At 44.0% G+C, this 17588-nt stretch carries 13 protein-coding genes; 2 read left to right on the top strand and 11 right to left on the bottom strand.

The window, feature by feature from the left end; all coding sequences use genetic code 11:
• Window positions 1-10: 10 nt before the first annotated feature.
• The 4 genes from OGM16_06340 to OGM16_06325 are packed head-to-tail and all read right to left on the bottom strand — an operon-like array spanning window position 11 to window position 2566.
• Window positions 11-475: a PTS sugar transporter subunit IIB gene (locus OGM16_06340; protein UYJ47859.1), complete on the bottom strand. Its 465-nt coding sequence runs from the start codon at window positions 473-475 to the stop codon at window positions 11-13.
• Entirely contained in the window at window positions 472-894 is a 423-nt protein-coding gene (locus OGM16_06335; GenBank protein ID UYJ47858.1) for a hypothetical protein, read from the bottom strand. The genes OGM16_06340 and OGM16_06335 overlap by 4 nt, the downstream gene beginning before the upstream one ends.
• Window positions 878-1564, bottom strand: a complete 687-nt coding sequence (locus tag OGM16_06330) for an HAD family phosphatase (GenBank protein UYJ47857.1) — start codon at window positions 1562-1564, stop codon at window positions 878-880. Before OGM16_06330 ends, OGM16_06335 begins: the two co-directional genes overlap by 17 nt.
• Before the next feature lie 24 nt (window positions 1565-1588).
• A complete protein-coding gene (locus OGM16_06325) occupies window positions 1589-2566 on the bottom strand; it encodes an SIS domain-containing protein (GenBank protein UYJ47856.1) in 978 nt (325 codons plus the stop codon).
• 372 nt (window positions 2567-2938) lie between these two features.
• Here OGM16_06325 and OGM16_06320 point away from each other — a divergent pair, with 372 nt between their 5' ends.
• Entirely contained in the window at window positions 2939-4654 is a 1716-nt protein-coding gene (locus tag OGM16_06320; GenBank protein ID UYJ47855.1) for an IS1634 family transposase, read from the top strand.
• A gap of 161 nt (window positions 4655-4815) precedes the next feature.
• Here the strand turns inward: OGM16_06320 and OGM16_06315 are convergent, their stop codons facing one another.
• From OGM16_06315 to OGM16_06285, 7 genes are all read right to left on the bottom strand, one after another.
• Complete coding sequence (locus OGM16_06315; protein UYJ47854.1) at window positions 4816-5316, bottom strand: QueT transporter family protein; 501 nt, start codon at window positions 5314-5316, stop codon at window positions 4816-4818.
• A 205-nt stretch (window positions 5317-5521) separates the two neighbouring features.
• On the bottom strand, window positions 5522-6691 hold the full coding sequence (locus OGM16_06310; protein UYJ47853.1) for a DUF401 family protein: 1170 nt from the start codon (window positions 6689-6691) through the stop codon (window positions 5522-5524).
• Between the two features lie 546 nt (window positions 6692-7237).
• Window positions 7238-8617 carry an FAD-dependent oxidoreductase gene (locus OGM16_06305; protein ID UYJ47852.1) on the bottom strand — a complete coding sequence of 460 codons (1380 nt, stop codon included), beginning with the start codon at window positions 8615-8617 and terminating at the stop codon, window positions 7238-7240.
• A gap of 170 nt (window positions 8618-8787) precedes the next feature.
• A complete protein-coding gene (locus tag OGM16_06300; GenBank protein ID UYJ47851.1) occupies window positions 8788-12384 on the bottom strand; it encodes an AMP-binding protein in 3597 nt (1198 codons plus the stop codon).
• A gap of 399 nt (window positions 12385-12783) precedes the next feature.
• Window positions 12784-13065: a septation regulator SpoVG gene (spoVG, locus tag OGM16_06295; protein ID UYJ47850.1), complete on the bottom strand. Its 282-nt coding sequence runs from the start codon at window positions 13063-13065 to the stop codon at window positions 12784-12786.
• Between the two features lie 91 nt (window positions 13066-13156).
• Window positions 13157-14278 carry a glucose-1-phosphate adenylyltransferase subunit GlgD gene (gene glgD, locus OGM16_06290; GenBank protein UYJ47849.1) on the bottom strand — a complete coding sequence of 374 codons (1122 nt, stop codon included), beginning with the start codon at window positions 14276-14278 and terminating at the stop codon, window positions 13157-13159.
• On the bottom strand, window positions 14275-15549 hold the full coding sequence (locus tag OGM16_06285) for a glucose-1-phosphate adenylyltransferase (GenBank protein UYJ47848.1): 1275 nt from the start codon (window positions 15547-15549) through the stop codon (window positions 14275-14277). Before OGM16_06285 ends, glgD begins: the two co-directional genes overlap by 4 nt.
• Before the next feature lie 385 nt (window positions 15550-15934).
• On the opposite strand from OGM16_06285, the gene asnS reads away from it, so the two are divergent.
• Window positions 15935-17326 carry an asparagine--tRNA ligase gene (gene asnS / locus OGM16_06280; GenBank protein UYJ47847.1) on the top strand — a complete coding sequence of 464 codons (1392 nt, stop codon included), beginning with the start codon at window positions 15935-15937 and terminating at the stop codon, window positions 17324-17326.
• The last annotated feature ends 262 nt before the right edge of the window (window positions 17327-17588 follow it).

The raw sequence follows: 17588 nt of genomic DNA, 5'->3' as shown, positions 1-17588 counted from the left end.
ATCTCCTTTTTTAATTCTCAAATGATGCATGCTCGATCGGGGAGGATGGCACCATCTGAATATAGATCTTCTTTCCCATCGAAATCAGTTCCTGGGTGGCCTTCAGCTCTGCTTCATTTAAGTACACGGCCTTACCGTACTCCTTCGAACCGGCCTTCTTCGCCACACCGCCATAATTGATTTCGGTCACCTCTGGAAGCTCCTTCGCAAGCTGAAGTGCTTCTGCCGGTCCCTTTACGATGATCATGATATTCTTGCTGGCATTCTCATCCACCAGCTTCCGAAGCTGTGAAAACGGAATGATACTAAGCTCACAGTCCACCGGCTTCGCGATGCTGAGCGCCATCATGCTGATCGGATCATTCGGAACCTTATCATCGGCGACGATGATATAGTTGGTGCCTACCTGCTTGGTCCAGGAAAAAATCACCTGGCCATGTAAAAGACGATGATCTACACGAACTAACTTAATCATACATTTCCTCCATTTAAAAAGTTGTTGTACAGTACGATGCTCTGGGCTGCACTCTTACAGGTATCATCGAGGTCCAGCTCCTCCCATGTCGTACCGCTCTTCTTCATTGCCATGATTTCCAGTACCAGCGGGAGATTTACACCCGCGATCAGTTTTCTCGACGAGCTCATGAATGGTAAGGCGGTATTCGCCGGCGATCCTCCCGGAAGGTCCAGAAGGACGACCAGATTCCGATCCTTATATCTCTCCTCGATCGTCGCACGGATTGCTTCTGAAAAGTCATCCAGTGACTCTCCGTTTTCGAACGACAGCGTCCCGAAATCATCCTCGTCGATATCCAGGATCAGCTTCAATGCATCTGCATATCCCTTGCACAATCCTGCATGTGTAATCATCAGCACATCAAATGCATCTTTCATGTTTCGTACCATCCTTACTTAATTCTTCTATGATTGGAACAGCCTCTGATAAAGAGGCGATAATCTTTATGGCCTGTCGCTTCTGGACTTCCGTCGGCGGCATCAGATCCGGCACCATGATGACCGGGATCCTGGCATTCCAGGCTGCCTGGACGCCCACCTTCGAGTCTTCGAAAACCAGTGCATCCTCCGGTGCTGTATTCATCTTCGCAAGCACCTTCAGGTACGCTTCCGGCGAAGGCTTCCGCTCGACGACCTCATCACCACAGCAGATATAGTCAAAGTACTGTATGAGCTGTAAGCGAGTCAGGCGCTCCTCCGTCAGTGATCGACTGGTGGCGGTCGCTACCGCACACGGAAGTCCGGCCTTTTTGATGCAGTTCAGGAGTTCCACGGCACCCGGTTTTGCGGTGAGCTCACGCTCCAGACGCTCTACTCCATGCTGACGGGCGACTTTCATGAATTCCTCTGTGGAGCAGCGTCCACGGAACAACTCTTCCATGTAATCATACACCGGCTGTCCACTGCGACCAACCACATTCAGAAAGTCCTCTCTCTTCCAGTCGTCGATCCCGAAGTCTCTTGCCGTATCATACCATACATCCTGCCATACCCTCTCTGTATCGAGCAGCAGTCCATCTACATCAAAAATAACCAGTTTAAGCGACATATATTTTCCTCTTCGTACTGTATCTTAGTACTGCATCTGCCACATATAACGACGAACATCGAGTGAGTGACCACGCTCGAAGGCGATCGCCTCTACGAAGTGACGGATCACCACGCCGGTAAGGATGGCTGCAACATATGGCTTCGCCTCATCAGCTACCGTAGAAAGATCGAGATCCTTCTGATCGAGTACGAGCAGATCCTCTGTAAACTTCTTTGCGAAGTTCTCTACACGCTCATCGAGGTGTCTGGTGTGACCGATGGACTTTACAAGCATGAATGGAACATCATAATCGGTTACCTCGAACGGGCCATGGAAGTACTCACCGGAGTGGATGCATCCGGAGTTGATCCACTGCATCTCCATGAACCAGCACATCGCGGTGGAGTAAACCTCACCATAGTTGATGCCGCTGCCGATGGTGTAGATGGTCTTCTCACGCTTGTTGCGCTTCGCCCATGCCTTCGCCTGTGCATCGTACTGTGCCTTCGCCTGTGCAGAAAGATCGGTCAGCTTCTCGAGCTCCTTCAGGCATACATCCCACTTCGCATCTGGAGCGAGTACGGAAAGAAGGCTGAAAAGTAAGCCGTAAAGGATACCCTTATTCTTATCAGAATCGCTTACTTCCTTACCCCAGTCATAGTGAACAGGATACTCTGCTGCCTCCCAGAGTGGAGAACCCTCGAGGTTGGATAAGCAGATCGTAAGGGCGCCCTTGGAACGTGCAAGCTTCGTTGCCTCTACGGTCTCCGGTGTGTTTCCGGAATGTGAGCAGGAAATCACGACGGAGTTCTCATTGAGACGCTTCGGCGTATCATATACGAACTCGTTCGCGGTGTATACGTGGGAAGGGATCGAACTCTCCTTATCGAACATATACTGTCCAGCCATAAGCACTGCCTGGGATCCGCCACAAGCGACGAAATAAACCTCATTGACCTCCTTTCTGGCTTTCACTGCCTCAACTGCGGCCTTAATCTGTGATGCATGTAAGTCTCTCATAATTCCTCCTTAAAAATGATAATTGATTATATATCATTATATGATTTTATAAGTCTTATTATATACATGTAGCACAAATTTGCAAGTACTTTTTTCTTTTTTGTCGGGAGTTTTACACTTCTTTTTTTAGTGTTTTAATACAAATCCTTTATTTAAGCCATTTACGGCTTATTTTTTTGTCAAATTTTATGATTTTTATAGTGCCCGTCTTTAGGATTTAGCACTTTATTTTTTGAGAGTTAATGAAATATATTTTATCCTCAAGTCAGCATATTTGCTGGCTTTTTTCTTTGTTTTAAAAACTTGACAAATTTTCTTTTTTATACTTGCTTTTATGGTGCTATGGTGCTATACTATAAGAGGGTGACTTTTATGGCATATTTTCTTAAAAAAACTAACAACAAAAAAGGTACTTATCTTCAGATTTATTCAAGCTTTTACGATCCTGAACGCAGGCATACTGCCCACAAGGCTTATAAACCTATTGGTTATGTTCATGAGCTTCAGGCAAAGGGCATTGACGATCCTATCTCCTTCTACAAAGAAGAAGTTATCAGACTGAACCAGGAAGCAAATGCTGCAAAAGCCGCAAAAAAAGCGAAGCAGATTTCAGATGATTCGCCGGAAAAACTCATTGGCTATTTCCCGATGAAAAACATTAACGACAAGCTTTCTGTCAAAAAGTATATTGATCTCATGCAGACCGCTACTGACTTCCGCTTTAATGTTTTTGACATGATCTCTGCCCTTGTTTACGCAAGGCTTGTCCAGCCATGTTCAAAATCAAAGACTTATGACGAAGTGATTCCAAAGCTTTTTGAATCCTACGATTTTTCTTTAAACCAGCTCTATGACGGGCTGGAGTATATCGGTTGCGAATACGAAAAGATCATTGAAATCTACAATCATCAGATCCAACAGATGTATCAGTTTGATACCTCTCATACTTACTTTGACTGCACTAACTTTTACTTTGAGATCGACAGGGAAGATGATTTCCGGAAAAAAGGACCTTCCAAGGAAAACAGAAAAGAACCGATTGTTGGTCTGGGACTCCTGCTTGATGCAAATCAGATTCCCATCGGCATGAAGCTGTTTCCGGGCAATCAGAGTGAAAAGCCGGTGATCAGAAATATCATTGATGATTTGAAAAAGAGAAACTCTGTGTCCGGCAGAACCATACAGATCGCCGACAAAGGGTTGAATTGTGCTGAAAATATCTTCCATGCGCTCAAAAATGGGGATGGATATATTTTCTCTAAGTCCGTAAAGATGCTTCCGGAAACGGAAAAGACCTGGGTACTGCTCCCTAATAATTACAGGGATGTAAAAAATGCTGCCGGGGAGACTTTGTATCGCATTAAGGAATGTGTAGATGAATTTGAATATAAATTTACCGAGTCTGAAACAGGCTCTTTAAAAAAGTTCCGGATCACAGAAAAAAGGATTGTTACTTTCAATCCAAAACTTGCCAAAAAACAGATCTACGAAATTAATAAAGAAGTTGAAAAAGCAAGGCTTCTGAAAGCTTCGCAGGCTAAAAAATCCGAGTATGGTGATTCTGCAAAATATGTCATTTTTACTGCTGCAGATAAAAAGGGCAACGACACAGATGGTAAAGTAAAAGTCACCATGAATGAGGAACTCATTCAAAAATCCCTGGAGCTTGCCGGATACAACATGCTGGTCACTTCCGAGATTTCCATGAAAGATAAGGATGTCTACAATGCATACCACAATCTCTGGAGAATAGAAGAATCCTTCCGGATCATGAAGTCACAGCTGGATGCCAGACCGGTATACTTGCAAAAACAGGATACCATTGTTGGACATTTTTTAATCTGCCATCTGGCCGTATTACTGACAAGATTACTGCAGTTCAAGATATTAAAAAATGGTTATAGTTCCGAAGAGCTGTTTGAATTCGTACGTGACTTCAGAGTTGCCAAAATATCAGACAGAAAATATATAAATCTATCGCATGGTACATCATTTATCAGGGAATTGTCAGAGCTGTGCAGCTTACCACTGACATCGTATTTTTTGAACGAAGGAGACATCAAAAAAATGCTAAGCCACAGGTTTTAATCCTTGGCTTAGCACCATGTTTTATACTTCAACTCCGAAAGTCAGGTTTTACAGGGAAATGTCCAGAGTTCAGACGCAAAAGATCCCCCTGGCGCATTAAAAATACTCCAGAGGGATCTTCATCATTCACAAATGATACATTTTACTAATATTTTCCAATATTACTTTGCAAACAGCACTGATTTATAATGACGTTCCAGTGTCACTAACAGGATATTTCCAAGTACACCGATAGCCAGGATCTCTCCGATCCCTACAGTCAGCATGGCATATGGAATCAGATCTGTGGAACCATATGCATAGCGCAGTACCCATGGAACAATAATGGTGTTGGAAAGGATCGGCGGAAGACATACCAGCCATTTATTTTTCTTTCCAAGATAGTAAGAACCAACTGCCCCGATCAGAGTTGCAATACTTCCGAACACTACATCCAGCGTTGCTGCACCGCAAAGCAGATTAGCAAGGAAGCAGCCAATGGTAACACCCGGAACTGCACTGGTTAAGAAGTACGGCAGCACACATAATACTTCTGAGACTCTGAACTGGATCGGGCCAAAGGCGATAGGCGCAACGATCATAGTCAGCACCACATAAAGAGCTGCAATAAGCGCACTCTGGGTAATAAAGCCAGTTCTTGATTGGTAATACTGTTTGTTCATTTTTCAATTCTCCTTTAGTTTTGTTTTACGAGTGGAAGGTCACGAACACTCGATTCATTTTACGCCGGGAATCGGCGAAAGCCTTATAAGACCTTGGTTTTTCAGGCTTTGCAACGAGTAGAAGTATAGCACAGCAAAAACACAAAATCAAGGTCACATTTTGATCATCTTTCCGAGAGTACATAAGATATAAAAGTGGGCTGCCTTAGAATCCCATCATGCTGAGTACCCCATAATATCCAATGGCGATGAGTGTAAATAAAGCAACCATCGGGATTGTCCTGCGTATCATACTGCCCAGGGAAGCCTTATAATCTTCCGAGCACAGAATCAGACATATGTGAGTAGGAGAAATCTGCATTGCCACATAACCGATACACATTAAAAGTGTAAACAGCGCCAGTCCTGTATGCCCTGGAGTGATCACTTCCATTGCCATAGGCATACATAATACAATAATAGCCTGAGTTCCAGCTACAATAGTTCCAAAGAGGAACAGAAGCACAAATACAAGGAATGTAGGGATCGGCAGCGCAGAGAAAAACTCCGGCAGTGATGTGATAACACCTGTTTCTGTAAGCAGCTCCTTGAAGATCATGATCAGCAGTGTACTGAGCAGTAGTCTGGCCTCAAAAGCAGTACGGATAAACGGAACCAGTTCTTTTCCATTAAAATGGTTTACAAATACATTTAATAAAATACAGATCCACACTGCGCCCCATACAGGCAGGTTAAAGATCAGGATCAATGCAATAGTCAGTGCAATGGCCCAGATACTCTGTACCAGAAGCTTCCAGTAATACCCTTTTGGCTGATCCGGCACCATTCCTGTATCCTTAGGCACCCGGCGTAGATAAAAGATCCAGCCTACAGCAAAAAGTGCTGCTACCATAGGCAGCATAGCTAAAATAAAGGTTCCTGCACTGACACGGCCTTCTGTAATCCCCAACGCAATAAAAATGCTGGTATAAGTAGGCACAAAAGCTTCTGATATATGGCGGAAATAAGATGTGATACATGCCTGTTCCGGCACACTAAGGTCAGAATCCTTTACACTTTCCCGAACAATAGGGCCGCAGATCAATACTGTGCTGGCAGCCGGAAGCATACCTAAAAGAAAAGGAACGATTGAAGCATTTACCCGGTTATTATTAAACAGACCGTTCATTGCAACCTGGGCATTGCTTAAATTTTTCCTTTTCTCCATCATCCTCTGCAAAAATGTAATGGAATAAAATACCACCAGCGTTTCAATGGTAGCTCTGGCTGTAGCCCCTTTTATGATGCCGTGGATCGCCACATCAGGAGAAAGGCCATATAAAAGGATCGTTGCAACAGATGCCGCGATCACAGCCATCCACATAGGCTTTTTCATCCACATTACGCCTATGATCACACAAAATACTAATACTAATTTTAAAATATCCATCCACTACACACAGAAACTGCTGCAAAACAGTTTTCCTCTCCTGCAGCAGTCCATATCTCCTTTCTGTTTCCAGCTCAATCCTTCGTCTTTTGCTTACTCTGCATTAAATGCTTATTCTGTCATGTGCACCGGCGGCTTTCTACGTTATTGGCAATAAAAAATGTAGGAGCAAACCAATAAACAGTTTTCATGCAGGAGGGGGATTGTACTTAAGTACGGCATTTTTTATGTGACATATCCAATACAGTAGAAAGGGCTCCTCCATGTATAATAAGCATTCGTTAGGCAATTGGGGACCTTTTGTGAGCATAGCGGACAGGGTGGAGGCATTGTTTGAACACGCGAAGCGTGTGAGTTTGCCGGAGCCCTGTCTAACTGGCGGCGGAACAAAAGGTCCTAAATTGCCGTGAATGCGTTTATACATGGAGGAGCCCTTTCGGACCCTATTGAACTAAATCCTAATTTCGAAAACGATGTACTAGCTTATCTTACTTATCCTTCCAGGCTCTCCGCGATCTTACGTGCTACATACACACCACTTGCAGATGCATGGGAAAGGGAATGTGTCACGCCGCTGCCATCGCCGATGATATAAAGTCCTTTGTGACGGCTTTCCAGGTTCTCGTCTACGTCTACTTCCATATTGTAGAACTTAACTTCTACACCATAAAGCAAAGTGTCATCATTTGCAGTTCCCGGTGCTATCTTATCCAGGGCATAGATCATTTCGATGATGCCATCTAATATACGCTTTGGAAGAACAAGGCTTAAGTCGCCGGGTGTTGCAGAAAGAGTAGGCACAAAGGTATTTTCCTCAATACGCTTTGGAGTGCTTCGTCTTCCGCGGATCAGATCACCGAAACGCTGTACGATAACACCACCGCCTAACATATTAGAAAGACGGGCAATGCTTTCACCATAGCCGTTGCTGTCCTTAAACGGCTCAGAAAAGTGCTTGGAAACTAACAGCGCAAAGTTAGTGCATTCTGTCTGCTTTTCCGGATCCTCGTAGCTGTGTCCATTTACAGTAACGATGCCATTGGTATTTTCATTTACAACGATTCCCTTGGGGTTCATACAGAAGGTACGTACATTATCCTCAAACTTCTCTGTACGGTATACGATCTTGCTTTCGTACAGCTCGTCTGTTAAATGGGAGAACAGCACTGCGGGAAGCTCTACGCGCACGCCAATATCCACACGATTGGACTTGGTGGGAATATCCAGTTCCTTACAGATATGCTCCATCCACTTGCTGCCGCTTCTGCCTACAGATACGATACATTTCCCGCAGTCATAAGACTGGTCATTGCTCCATACTCTGTATCCCCCATTTTCCAGGCACTCAATATGGCTTACAGGGGACTCGAAATAGAAGTCCACATGCTCTTTTAACTCATCATATAACTGGCCTAATACAACCAGGTTAATATCTGTTCCCAGATGACGGACAGAAGCATTTAACAGCTTCAGACGGTTCTGTAAACAGACTTTCTTTAAATTAGTTCCGGCTGTAGAGTACATCTTAGTACCTTCGCCGCCGTGAGCCATGTTGATCTCATCTACATACTGCATCAGCTCAGTAGCAGCCTTTTTGCCGATATATTCATATAAAGTACCACCGAAATCATTGGTAATGTTATATTTACCATCAGAGAATGCACCAGCGCCGCCGAAACCGCTCATAATAGAGCAGGACTTACATTTAATGCAGGCTTTGACCTTTTCGCCGTCAATAGGGCAGTGACGCTTCTTTAATGAATACCCGGAATCAAATACAGCAATTCTTTTATCACCGCATTTCTTCATCAGCTCATAAGCAGAATAAATTCCGCCAGGACCGGCTCCCACAATAATTACATCGTAATTCATTCTCAAAACTCTCCTTTTCACGTTAATGTACTCCCGGAATCTTTTTGTTCATGATTTTGAAAGTACATCTTAAATAGAATGATCTGTGATCTGCGTTCTGTCACCCATAAAAATGGACCTTATTTTTATTTTACCTTGTTTTGAGAAAAACTACAATAACCAAAAGTCTATTAAAATACGGTTATCACCTCAGGAACCAGCGCTTCCCCACAGCGTTCTCTTACATAAGTCTTCAAGCGTTCTGTATCAGCTTCAGAAACACCCCATACATCTGCCTGGAGCACCAGCTTATTTCCTTCCCCATAACGGACATAGGCCTCTGCCTTTGTAACACCGCCTGCACTCGCTAAAGCCTGTTCCAGCTTATAAAGGTCTAAGAACCTTCTGCCGGTGAGACCTTCCCGCATAACAGTACGTCCGCCCTGTTCCAGAAATTCCAGGCGGCCATCTGGCATGATACGTGCTTCTCTTCCTGTCTGGTACAGCATTCCCGGTCCATAAGGATTGGTGATCTTATCACTCCATCCAAGAGTGGGGTGATCCATGATATACAGCTTGCCCCAGGCTCCAAACGGCTGCTTACGGCAGCTTTCATCCAGTACATATGCCTTTATCTGCTCACCTTCATCCACTTCCGGGATCAGTTCACAGCCGGCTGCTTCATTAACTTTTCCTGCTTCTACGCGATAATGCAAAGGAAACAGATCTGGGGAAAGACGGTTTTTCAGACCTGCTGCCTGGCCTTCCTCTTCCATAGCTGCTACGATCTGCTCCATGACTGTCATAAACAGCTTTAGAAGCTGTGTATCAAACCGGTTCTTCCAATAACGCAGCTCATAATAATATCCCTTTTCATCCCACATAACCTGCAAATGGAATGGAAGTGCATCTAACTGTATTTTTTCGCGTTTAACCGGCCAGCCGCCAATCTTATTGATGTTTAAAATATCCCCCTGGTACTGGAAGAACATCTCATCTGCATGAAGATTGGAAATATAACAGCCCATGGTCTTCATGATCTGCTTTCCGGAGGTCTGAAGCAGCTCTTTTACGCTTTCATCCGCTTTCCGGGTGCAGCGGAAATAGTAGGTAAGGAATAATGGTCCCGCCAGACGATTCCATCTGCTGTCCGTTCTTCCACTGTGGATACTGGTGCTTACAGTATCTTTTTCATTGCTGAACAGACCAATGGAGTAATTAAAAGCAGTTAAGAACACTACATTTTCAGAAATACCATTTCTGCGGCAGAATGCCAGCAATCTGCCCCTGTTGATTCCCTTAAAATGCTCCTTTAAAACGCCGTCTTCTCCCTGTTCCAGATCATGGCAGTCACTTCTTGCAAGAATACTCTTGCGGATCTTAAAGCCCTTCATCAGGTCTGCAAAATAAGCTTCATTTTTCTGCCTGAGACCTCTGGCATCCCGTTCTTTTTCATCCAGAATATATTCATAAAATGTATATTTCTCTTTTTCTACCTGCTTTCCGGCATAAATAGCATTAATATCTTCAAACAATACATTCATGGTCATGCCGTCTCCCATAATATGGGCAATATCCAGGAACAGGTAGTTAGCAGACTCTGTCATATAGATGCCCGTATGGTAAAGAGGCTCATTTTCTGTATACATATAGGGACGTAACAACCCCTTTCTTGTCTCTTCCCATTGGTCATCACTTAAGGTGATCAGAGGAACATCCACCTTTTTCTCATCATTTCTAAAGTTTTTGTATGCGCCTTCATGAAGCTGGATCACACATTTCAACTCCGGATGTACATCAAACATTCTTTCTACTGCTGTTTTTAAGAGATACACATTTACATGTGGATCCAGTTTAAATAAAAATGGCAGATTAGCTGTAGTATTTCCACGCATTACATAGGCAAAATACAGCTGCAGGTTGGTCAGTGGGTAAATATCCCGGACTTCAAACCCCTTCTTTTCTTCAGCAGCCCGCTCTTTATAAAGAGCTTCCAGCTTCAAAACAGAAGCATGTTCTAGCAGATCATTTAAGGTCATAGAAAGCTGCAGCTTTTCATACAGGTCTGTAAGGAGCAGCACGCTTCCTAACGAATCCAGCCCCGCACTGTAAAACTCTGTATCAATACCAAAACGACTGTGTCCTAACACAGCAGATACTGCATCATAAATCTTCTGCTGGATATCATTTTCCGGTTTATGTACATTGACCTGCTCCTCTGCCTCCTGTTTCTTTTGGCTGAAATACTGGCTGCGGATGATCTTTTTAGATGAAGTCTTGGCAAAAGGGATATCCCGCAGGTGGAAACGGGCGATCTTTTTATAAGAAGGAAGTCCTTCATTGTGCTTTTTAATGATCTGTGCCACTGTCTCCTCAATATGGTCGATACCGGCAGCATCTGCGTACTTAAAGTTTGGATAGATCTCTGCTGCGATCATATCATCTTCCCCATACACCAGAATATCCTCGATCAGGCGGTCGTCCACAAACAGGTTCTCTATCTGCTCTGGAGCTACATTTTCACCATTGCTTAAAATGATCAGATTCTTCTTTCTGCCAGTAAGATACAGGAAATTCTCTTCATCTACATAGCCTAAGTCACCTGTACAAAGCCAGCCGTCCTCTGTGATCGCCTCTGCTGTCTTGTCCGGCTCCTTATAATATCCCATCATCACTGAGGGACTTTTTACCTGGATCTCACCGTCCACAATACGCACCTGGCACCGGTCCACGATCTTTCCTACAGATGCCACCTTATCCGGTCTGCTCCAATCCGGGGATGAGATCTTTGGGGAACACTCCGACATGCCATATCCCTGGGCAATAGAAATACCCAGACGGTTAAAATCAGCAGCCAGCTCCGGTGCCAGATAACCGCCACCGCTGATGATCTTGTGCAGGCGTTTTCCCAACACCTCCTGTTTAATGGAATTTATAGACCGGCCTGTGTCCTGTCTGGAAAGAATAGCGATCTTATTGTAAAGAGCCTTTGCCACCATAGGCACCATGCGGATCACAGTAGGCTGGAACAGCTGGATATGAGCAGCCAGACGGGCCATATCCCGGTTCAGGCACAAAATACTTCCATAACGCATTACCGTAAATACATCACCATTAATACAGAATACATGGTGGATCGGAAGAATATTCAGGTAAACTTCCTTTTCCGGATGATCCTTATCTGTAGTACAGAAACTATTATCCATCAGGTTTCGGTTAGAAAGCATAACTCCCTTTCCTCTGCCTGTTGTTCCTGATGTAAACAGCACCATAGCACAGTCTTCCTCGGAAACCACCGGATCCACGCTGATCCCTGTATATCCTTTTAAGATCTGGTCTGAGCACGGCACATGTTTTCCGTGCTGTAAAGAAATGCAGGCACGAAGGCGGGGGCATTTCTCTTTTACTGCTTCCACCAGACCATAGTGATCCCAGTCATAAAATAAAATATCCAGATCAGAGCGTTTTACATTATCAGCAAAGGTCTCCTCATTCAACTGTACATCCAGAGGAACTACTACATTTCCGCTGGCCATTACACCTAACAGAAATACCAGATAATGGTGGCTGCTGCTTCCTATTAATCCCACTCTCACCTTATGGCCTGCTGCTGCGTCCTGCTCCCGCAGCCAGGCGGCTACAGCATGGCACTGATCCGCAAATTCACCGTAGGTCACTTCATATACTACGTCATTTTCCTCATAACGCAAAAATACCCGTCCGGCATACTCTCTTCCCGTATTCCAGACCAGGTCTTGTACTGTCTTTGTATTCTCGTATGAAATCATGGCTTTTCTCCTTATAACTAAACCTGCTATTAGAAGTTTCTATACACATTGTTTATTAATGTCTATTAGTATACATTTATGCCCTAACTATAGCACAGTAGATTCCCACATGCAATGCTATTATTTTGAATTTCAAAGTATTTGTCGTGAAAATGTTGCCCAGCGGCTATGCGGACTGCGTGCCTACACGCACGGACGTATAGACATTTGGCAATTAAGCCTGCATGAGTAAGCAGGACGATAGCCCGGATTACGAATGTGGGCGGCAATTGTGAAAGTGCCGAAGGCACGTAACAACTGACTTTCATTTATAGCGGCATAAAAATACCCCGGACCAGTCATGGCTTCTGCCATGTTTGCTGGTCCAGGGTATCTTACTGTAGCTTATTTATCGCTTCCTTATGCAAGCGCTTCTTCTTCGTTTTCCAATAATGTACTTTCGTACTTATCCAGAATGATCGTCTGTATCATTTCCCTTGTACCGGAATTGATCGGATGGGCAATATCACGGTATTCACCATCTGCTGCCTTTCGGCTGGGCATAGCAATGAACAGTCCCTTCTCACCTTCAATGACTTTGATATCGTGGATCACGAACTCATTATCTAAGGTAATGGAGACAATTGCTTTCATCTTCCCCTCTTTCTCCACCCTTCTTACTCTCACATCTGTTACCTGCATGTTTCAATACTCCTTCCGTTTCTTCCGTCAGCCCCCGTGCTGCACCCCTTCTGCAGGAATCAGAAGAACGGGCCGCACTATGTTGTAACTTTTACAATGTATAACGTTCGTTCTTCTCAATGACGATCTTAATGTTCTCAGGTGTTCCAATATAAGTTGTATTAGCACGGATGGTATCCCGGCTTTCAACAATACAGTTTTCGATCACTGTATTATCACCAATATAAACGTCATTTAAAATGATAGAGTTTTTAATGATACAATTATTTCCTACGTATGCTTTCTTAAAGAGAATGGAATTCTCTACCGTACCATTTAAAATACAGCCACTGGATACAAGACTGTTCCTTACAACAGCGCCTGGATTGTATTTTGCTGGCGGAAGATCATCGATCTTCGTATAAACATCCGGATACTGTTTGAAGAAATAATCCCTCACTTCCGGCTTTAAGAAATCCATGTTGGTCTTATAGTAGGAATCAACAGTAGAGATATTGCTCCAGTAGCTTTCTAACTTATAAGCATAGACCCTCTTTAAGTTCTTGTAACGTACCAGGATATCATTTACCAGGTCGTATCTGTCTTCTGCCGCGCAGCGCTCCAGCAGTTCGATCAGCTGTCTTCTGCGGATGACATAGATACCACAGGAAATGGTGGTAGCATCAGAGGCCATAGGCTTTTCTTCAAAATCAGTAATGCGTCCGTCATCATTTAACTTAACGCATCCAAAGCGGGTAACATCTGTTCCCTCTTCCATATCCTTGCAGACAACAGTGATATCTGCTTTCTTCTCAATATGGTATTCCAGAACCTTGTTGTAATCAAGCTTATAGACGCCGTCACCAGAGGTGATAACTACATATGGTTCATGGCTGTTCTTTAAGAAAGTCAGGTTCTGATAGAGAGCATCTGCTGTACCACGGTACCAGTCTCCGTTTTCAGGAGTAATGGATGGTGTAAATACATACAGCCCGCCCTGCTTACGTCCGAAATCCCACCACTTGGAGGAACTCAGATGAAGGTTTAAGGATCTGGAGTTATACTGTGTAAATACAGCCACATTCTGAATGTGGGAGTTTGTCATATTGCTTAATGCAAAGTCAATACTGCGGTAGCTTCCTGCAACCGGCATAGCAGCCACTGCTCTTTTACTGGACAGTTCCCGCATCCTCTTGCTGTTACCACCTGCTAATACGATACCGATCGCTCTCATTTCACGCCACCTGCCTTTATAATGTAATTTCCGCTTGCCAGTAATCCATCAGGATAGTCGCCTACGGTGGTCTCGCCTGCTATAGCGGTATTCTTTCCGACCTTTACGCCGTCCGGGATAATGGAGTTCTCACCAATGGTGGCCAGGTCAAACTGATATACCTTCTGGTCATATGTACTTGGTGCGTATTCGCCAACACCGATCTGAACATCAGAACCAACTTTTACATTTTCTGCGATAATGGCCTTTTCAACAGACGTACTTGCTCCAATGACGCTTCCCTGCATAACAATGGAATCCTTAACTACAGCACCCTTTGCAATGGTAACGCCTGCGCCGATAACAGAGTTGATAACCTCACCATAAATTTCAGTTCCTTCTCCAATGATACTTCTCTCAACATGGGCTTCGGAAGCTATGTACTGAGGCGGGATCACATCACTCTTAGTATAGATCTTCCAGTATTCTTCATACAGGTTGAACTCAGGGATAATATCGATCAGCTCCATATTTGCTTCCCAATAGGAACCAAGAGTACCTACGTCCTTCCAGTAACCATTGTACTCATACGCAAAGATCCTCTCGCCCTTTGCGTGGCAGTATGGAATGATATGTTTTCCAAAGTCACATCCAGGCTCGTCCTTCATCTTGATCAGGGCTTCCTTAAGAACCGGCCAGCTGAAGATGTAAATACCCATGGAAGCTAAGTTGCTTCTTGGAACAGCTGGTTTTTCCTCAAACTCTGTAATACGGTTGTGCTCGTCTGTGATCAGGATACCGAAACGGCTTGCTTCTTCAATCGGTACCGGCATAGCAGCAATGGTGATATCCGCATTGTTTGCTTTGTGATAATCAAGCATCACTTCGTAGTCCATTTTGTAAATGTGGTCACCGGAAAGGATGAGCACATACTCTGGATTATATGCTTCCATATACTCCAGGTTCTGAAAAATCGCATTGGCAGTACCGGTATACCAGTCACTTCCTTTGCTTCTTTCGTATGGAGGTAAGATCGTCACGCCACCAACATTTCTGTCCAAATCCCACGGAATACCAATTCCGATATGTGAATTTAAACGTAAAGGCTGGTACTGTGTCAGGACACCAACGGTGTCAACACCTGAGTTGATACAGTTACTCAGCGGAAAATCAATGATTCGGTACTTCCCCCCAAAAGATACCGCCGGCTTGGCTACTTTCTGTGTAAGAACGCCAAGACGGCTTCCCTGTCCGCCAGCTAAAAGCATGGCAATCATTTCTTTTTTAATCACGTTATCACCTCTTGCTGTTATATAATTTTGGTAAACATAATTATACCACAAACTTTATAAATAGTACACAAATATTTAAATATATTTTGTGTTTTTTATGCAGTTTTCCGACATTTTTCGATATCATGTTTTATATTTTACACTTTTCCCAAGATGTTGTGCCCTAAAAATCCTCCGGGCACTATATGTCCCCTGCCATCAACCAAGTGCGTTGATAGGTGAGACTGCTCTTTTCTTGCCTAGAAATGCACACAAATAGCCTAAGAAACCCCGCAGAAACGCATGAAAACCTTGAAACATTACGTGAAATACCTTATAATACCTAATAATATTGCAATTTTGCTTTTAGAAATTTTGTATTGGAGAAAAGGAGATATTACTCATCATGGATTTAGTTACAGTAAGAGAACTTTATAAAAATCCGGAAAAGTTCCTGGACAAGGAAATTACCGTTGGCGGATGGATCCGCAGCCTTCGCGATTCTAAAGCATTCGGTTTCATCGTTATCAGTGACGGAACTTATTTTGAGACCCTTCAGGCTGTTTACCATGACACTCTGGAAAACTTCGCACAGGTTTCCAAATTAGGTGTTGGAACTGCCATTATTGTTAAAGGTACTTTAGTTGCTACTCCACAGGCAAAACAGCCTTTTGAGATCCAGGCTACTGAGGTTACTGTTGAAGGTGCATCTGCACCTGATTACCCACTGCAGAAAAAGCGTCACTCATTTGAATATCTGCGCACCATCTCACATTTACGTCCAAGGACCAACACTTTTCAGGCAGTATTCCGTGTGCGTTCTTTGATCGCATATGCTATCCATCAGTATTTCCAGGAAAAGGACTTTGTTTATGTCCACACTCCATTGATCACCGGAAGTGACTGCGAAGGTGCAGGAGAAATGTTCCAGGTTACTACTTTAGACTTAAACAACGTACCTAAAAATGAGGACGGCACCATTGATTACAAGCAGGATTTCTTCGGAAAGCCAACCAACCTGACTGTAAGCGGCCAGTTAAATGGTGAAACCTACGCTATGGCATTCCGCAATATCTATACCTTCGGACCTACCTTCCGCGCAGAGAACTCCAACACCACCCGTCATGCTGCTGAATTCTGGATGATCGAGCCGGAAATGGCTTTCGCTGACCTGGATGATAATATGCGTGTTGCAGAAGGCATGTTAAAATATGTGATCAAGTACGTTTTAGAGCATGCTCCGGAAGAAATGAACTTCTTCAATAACTTCGTAGACAAAGGTCTGTTAGACCGTTTAAACAACGTTCTCAACTCTGAATTCGGACGCATCACCTATACTGAGGCTGTTGATCTGTTAATGAAGCACAATGACAAATTTGACTACAAGGTATCCTGGGGCTGCGACCTGCAGACTGAGCATGAGCGTTACCTGACTGAAGAGATCTTCAAGAAACCTGTATTCGTTACCGATTATCCAAAGGAGATCAAGGCATTCTACATGAAGATGAACCCAGACGGCAAGACTGTTGCTGCTGTAGACTGTCTGGTTCCTGGAATCGGCGAGATCATCGGCGGAAGCCAGCGTGAAGATGACTATGACAAGCTGGTTGCAAGAATGGATGAGCTGGGACTTAAGAAAGAGGATTACGGATTCTACCTGGATCTTCGTAAATACGGTTCTACCCGCCATGCAGGCTTCGGACTTGGCTTTGAGCGCTGCGTAATGTATCTGACCGGTATGTCCAACATCCGCGACGTTATCCCATTCCCAAGAACTGTTAATAACTGCGAACTGTAAGCCAAGGGAACAAAAGTGCAGGTGCTGTTCGTGCTTGCACGATAAGGCATCTGACTTTGGTTTCCGCCAAAAACATGAAGAAGAAGCGATTTGCATTGCAAATCTGCGGATTCTGAATGTTTTTAGAATTGCGGGAGCAGCGCAGCTGCGTAGCAATTCGTTGGCTTACTAGCACTCTCCGGCGCAAAACATATTTTTTTGTTTTGCGCCGTTTTTAGAATATGTACTCTCGGAATCTTTTTGTACTTGATTTTGTGAGAAG

The organism is Lachnospiraceae bacterium (assembly GCA_025758065.1).
Taxonomy (GTDB): Bacteria; Bacillota; Clostridia; order Lachnospirales; family Lachnospiraceae; genus Enterocloster.
This window is presented reverse-complemented; position numbering and strand designations above follow the sequence as displayed.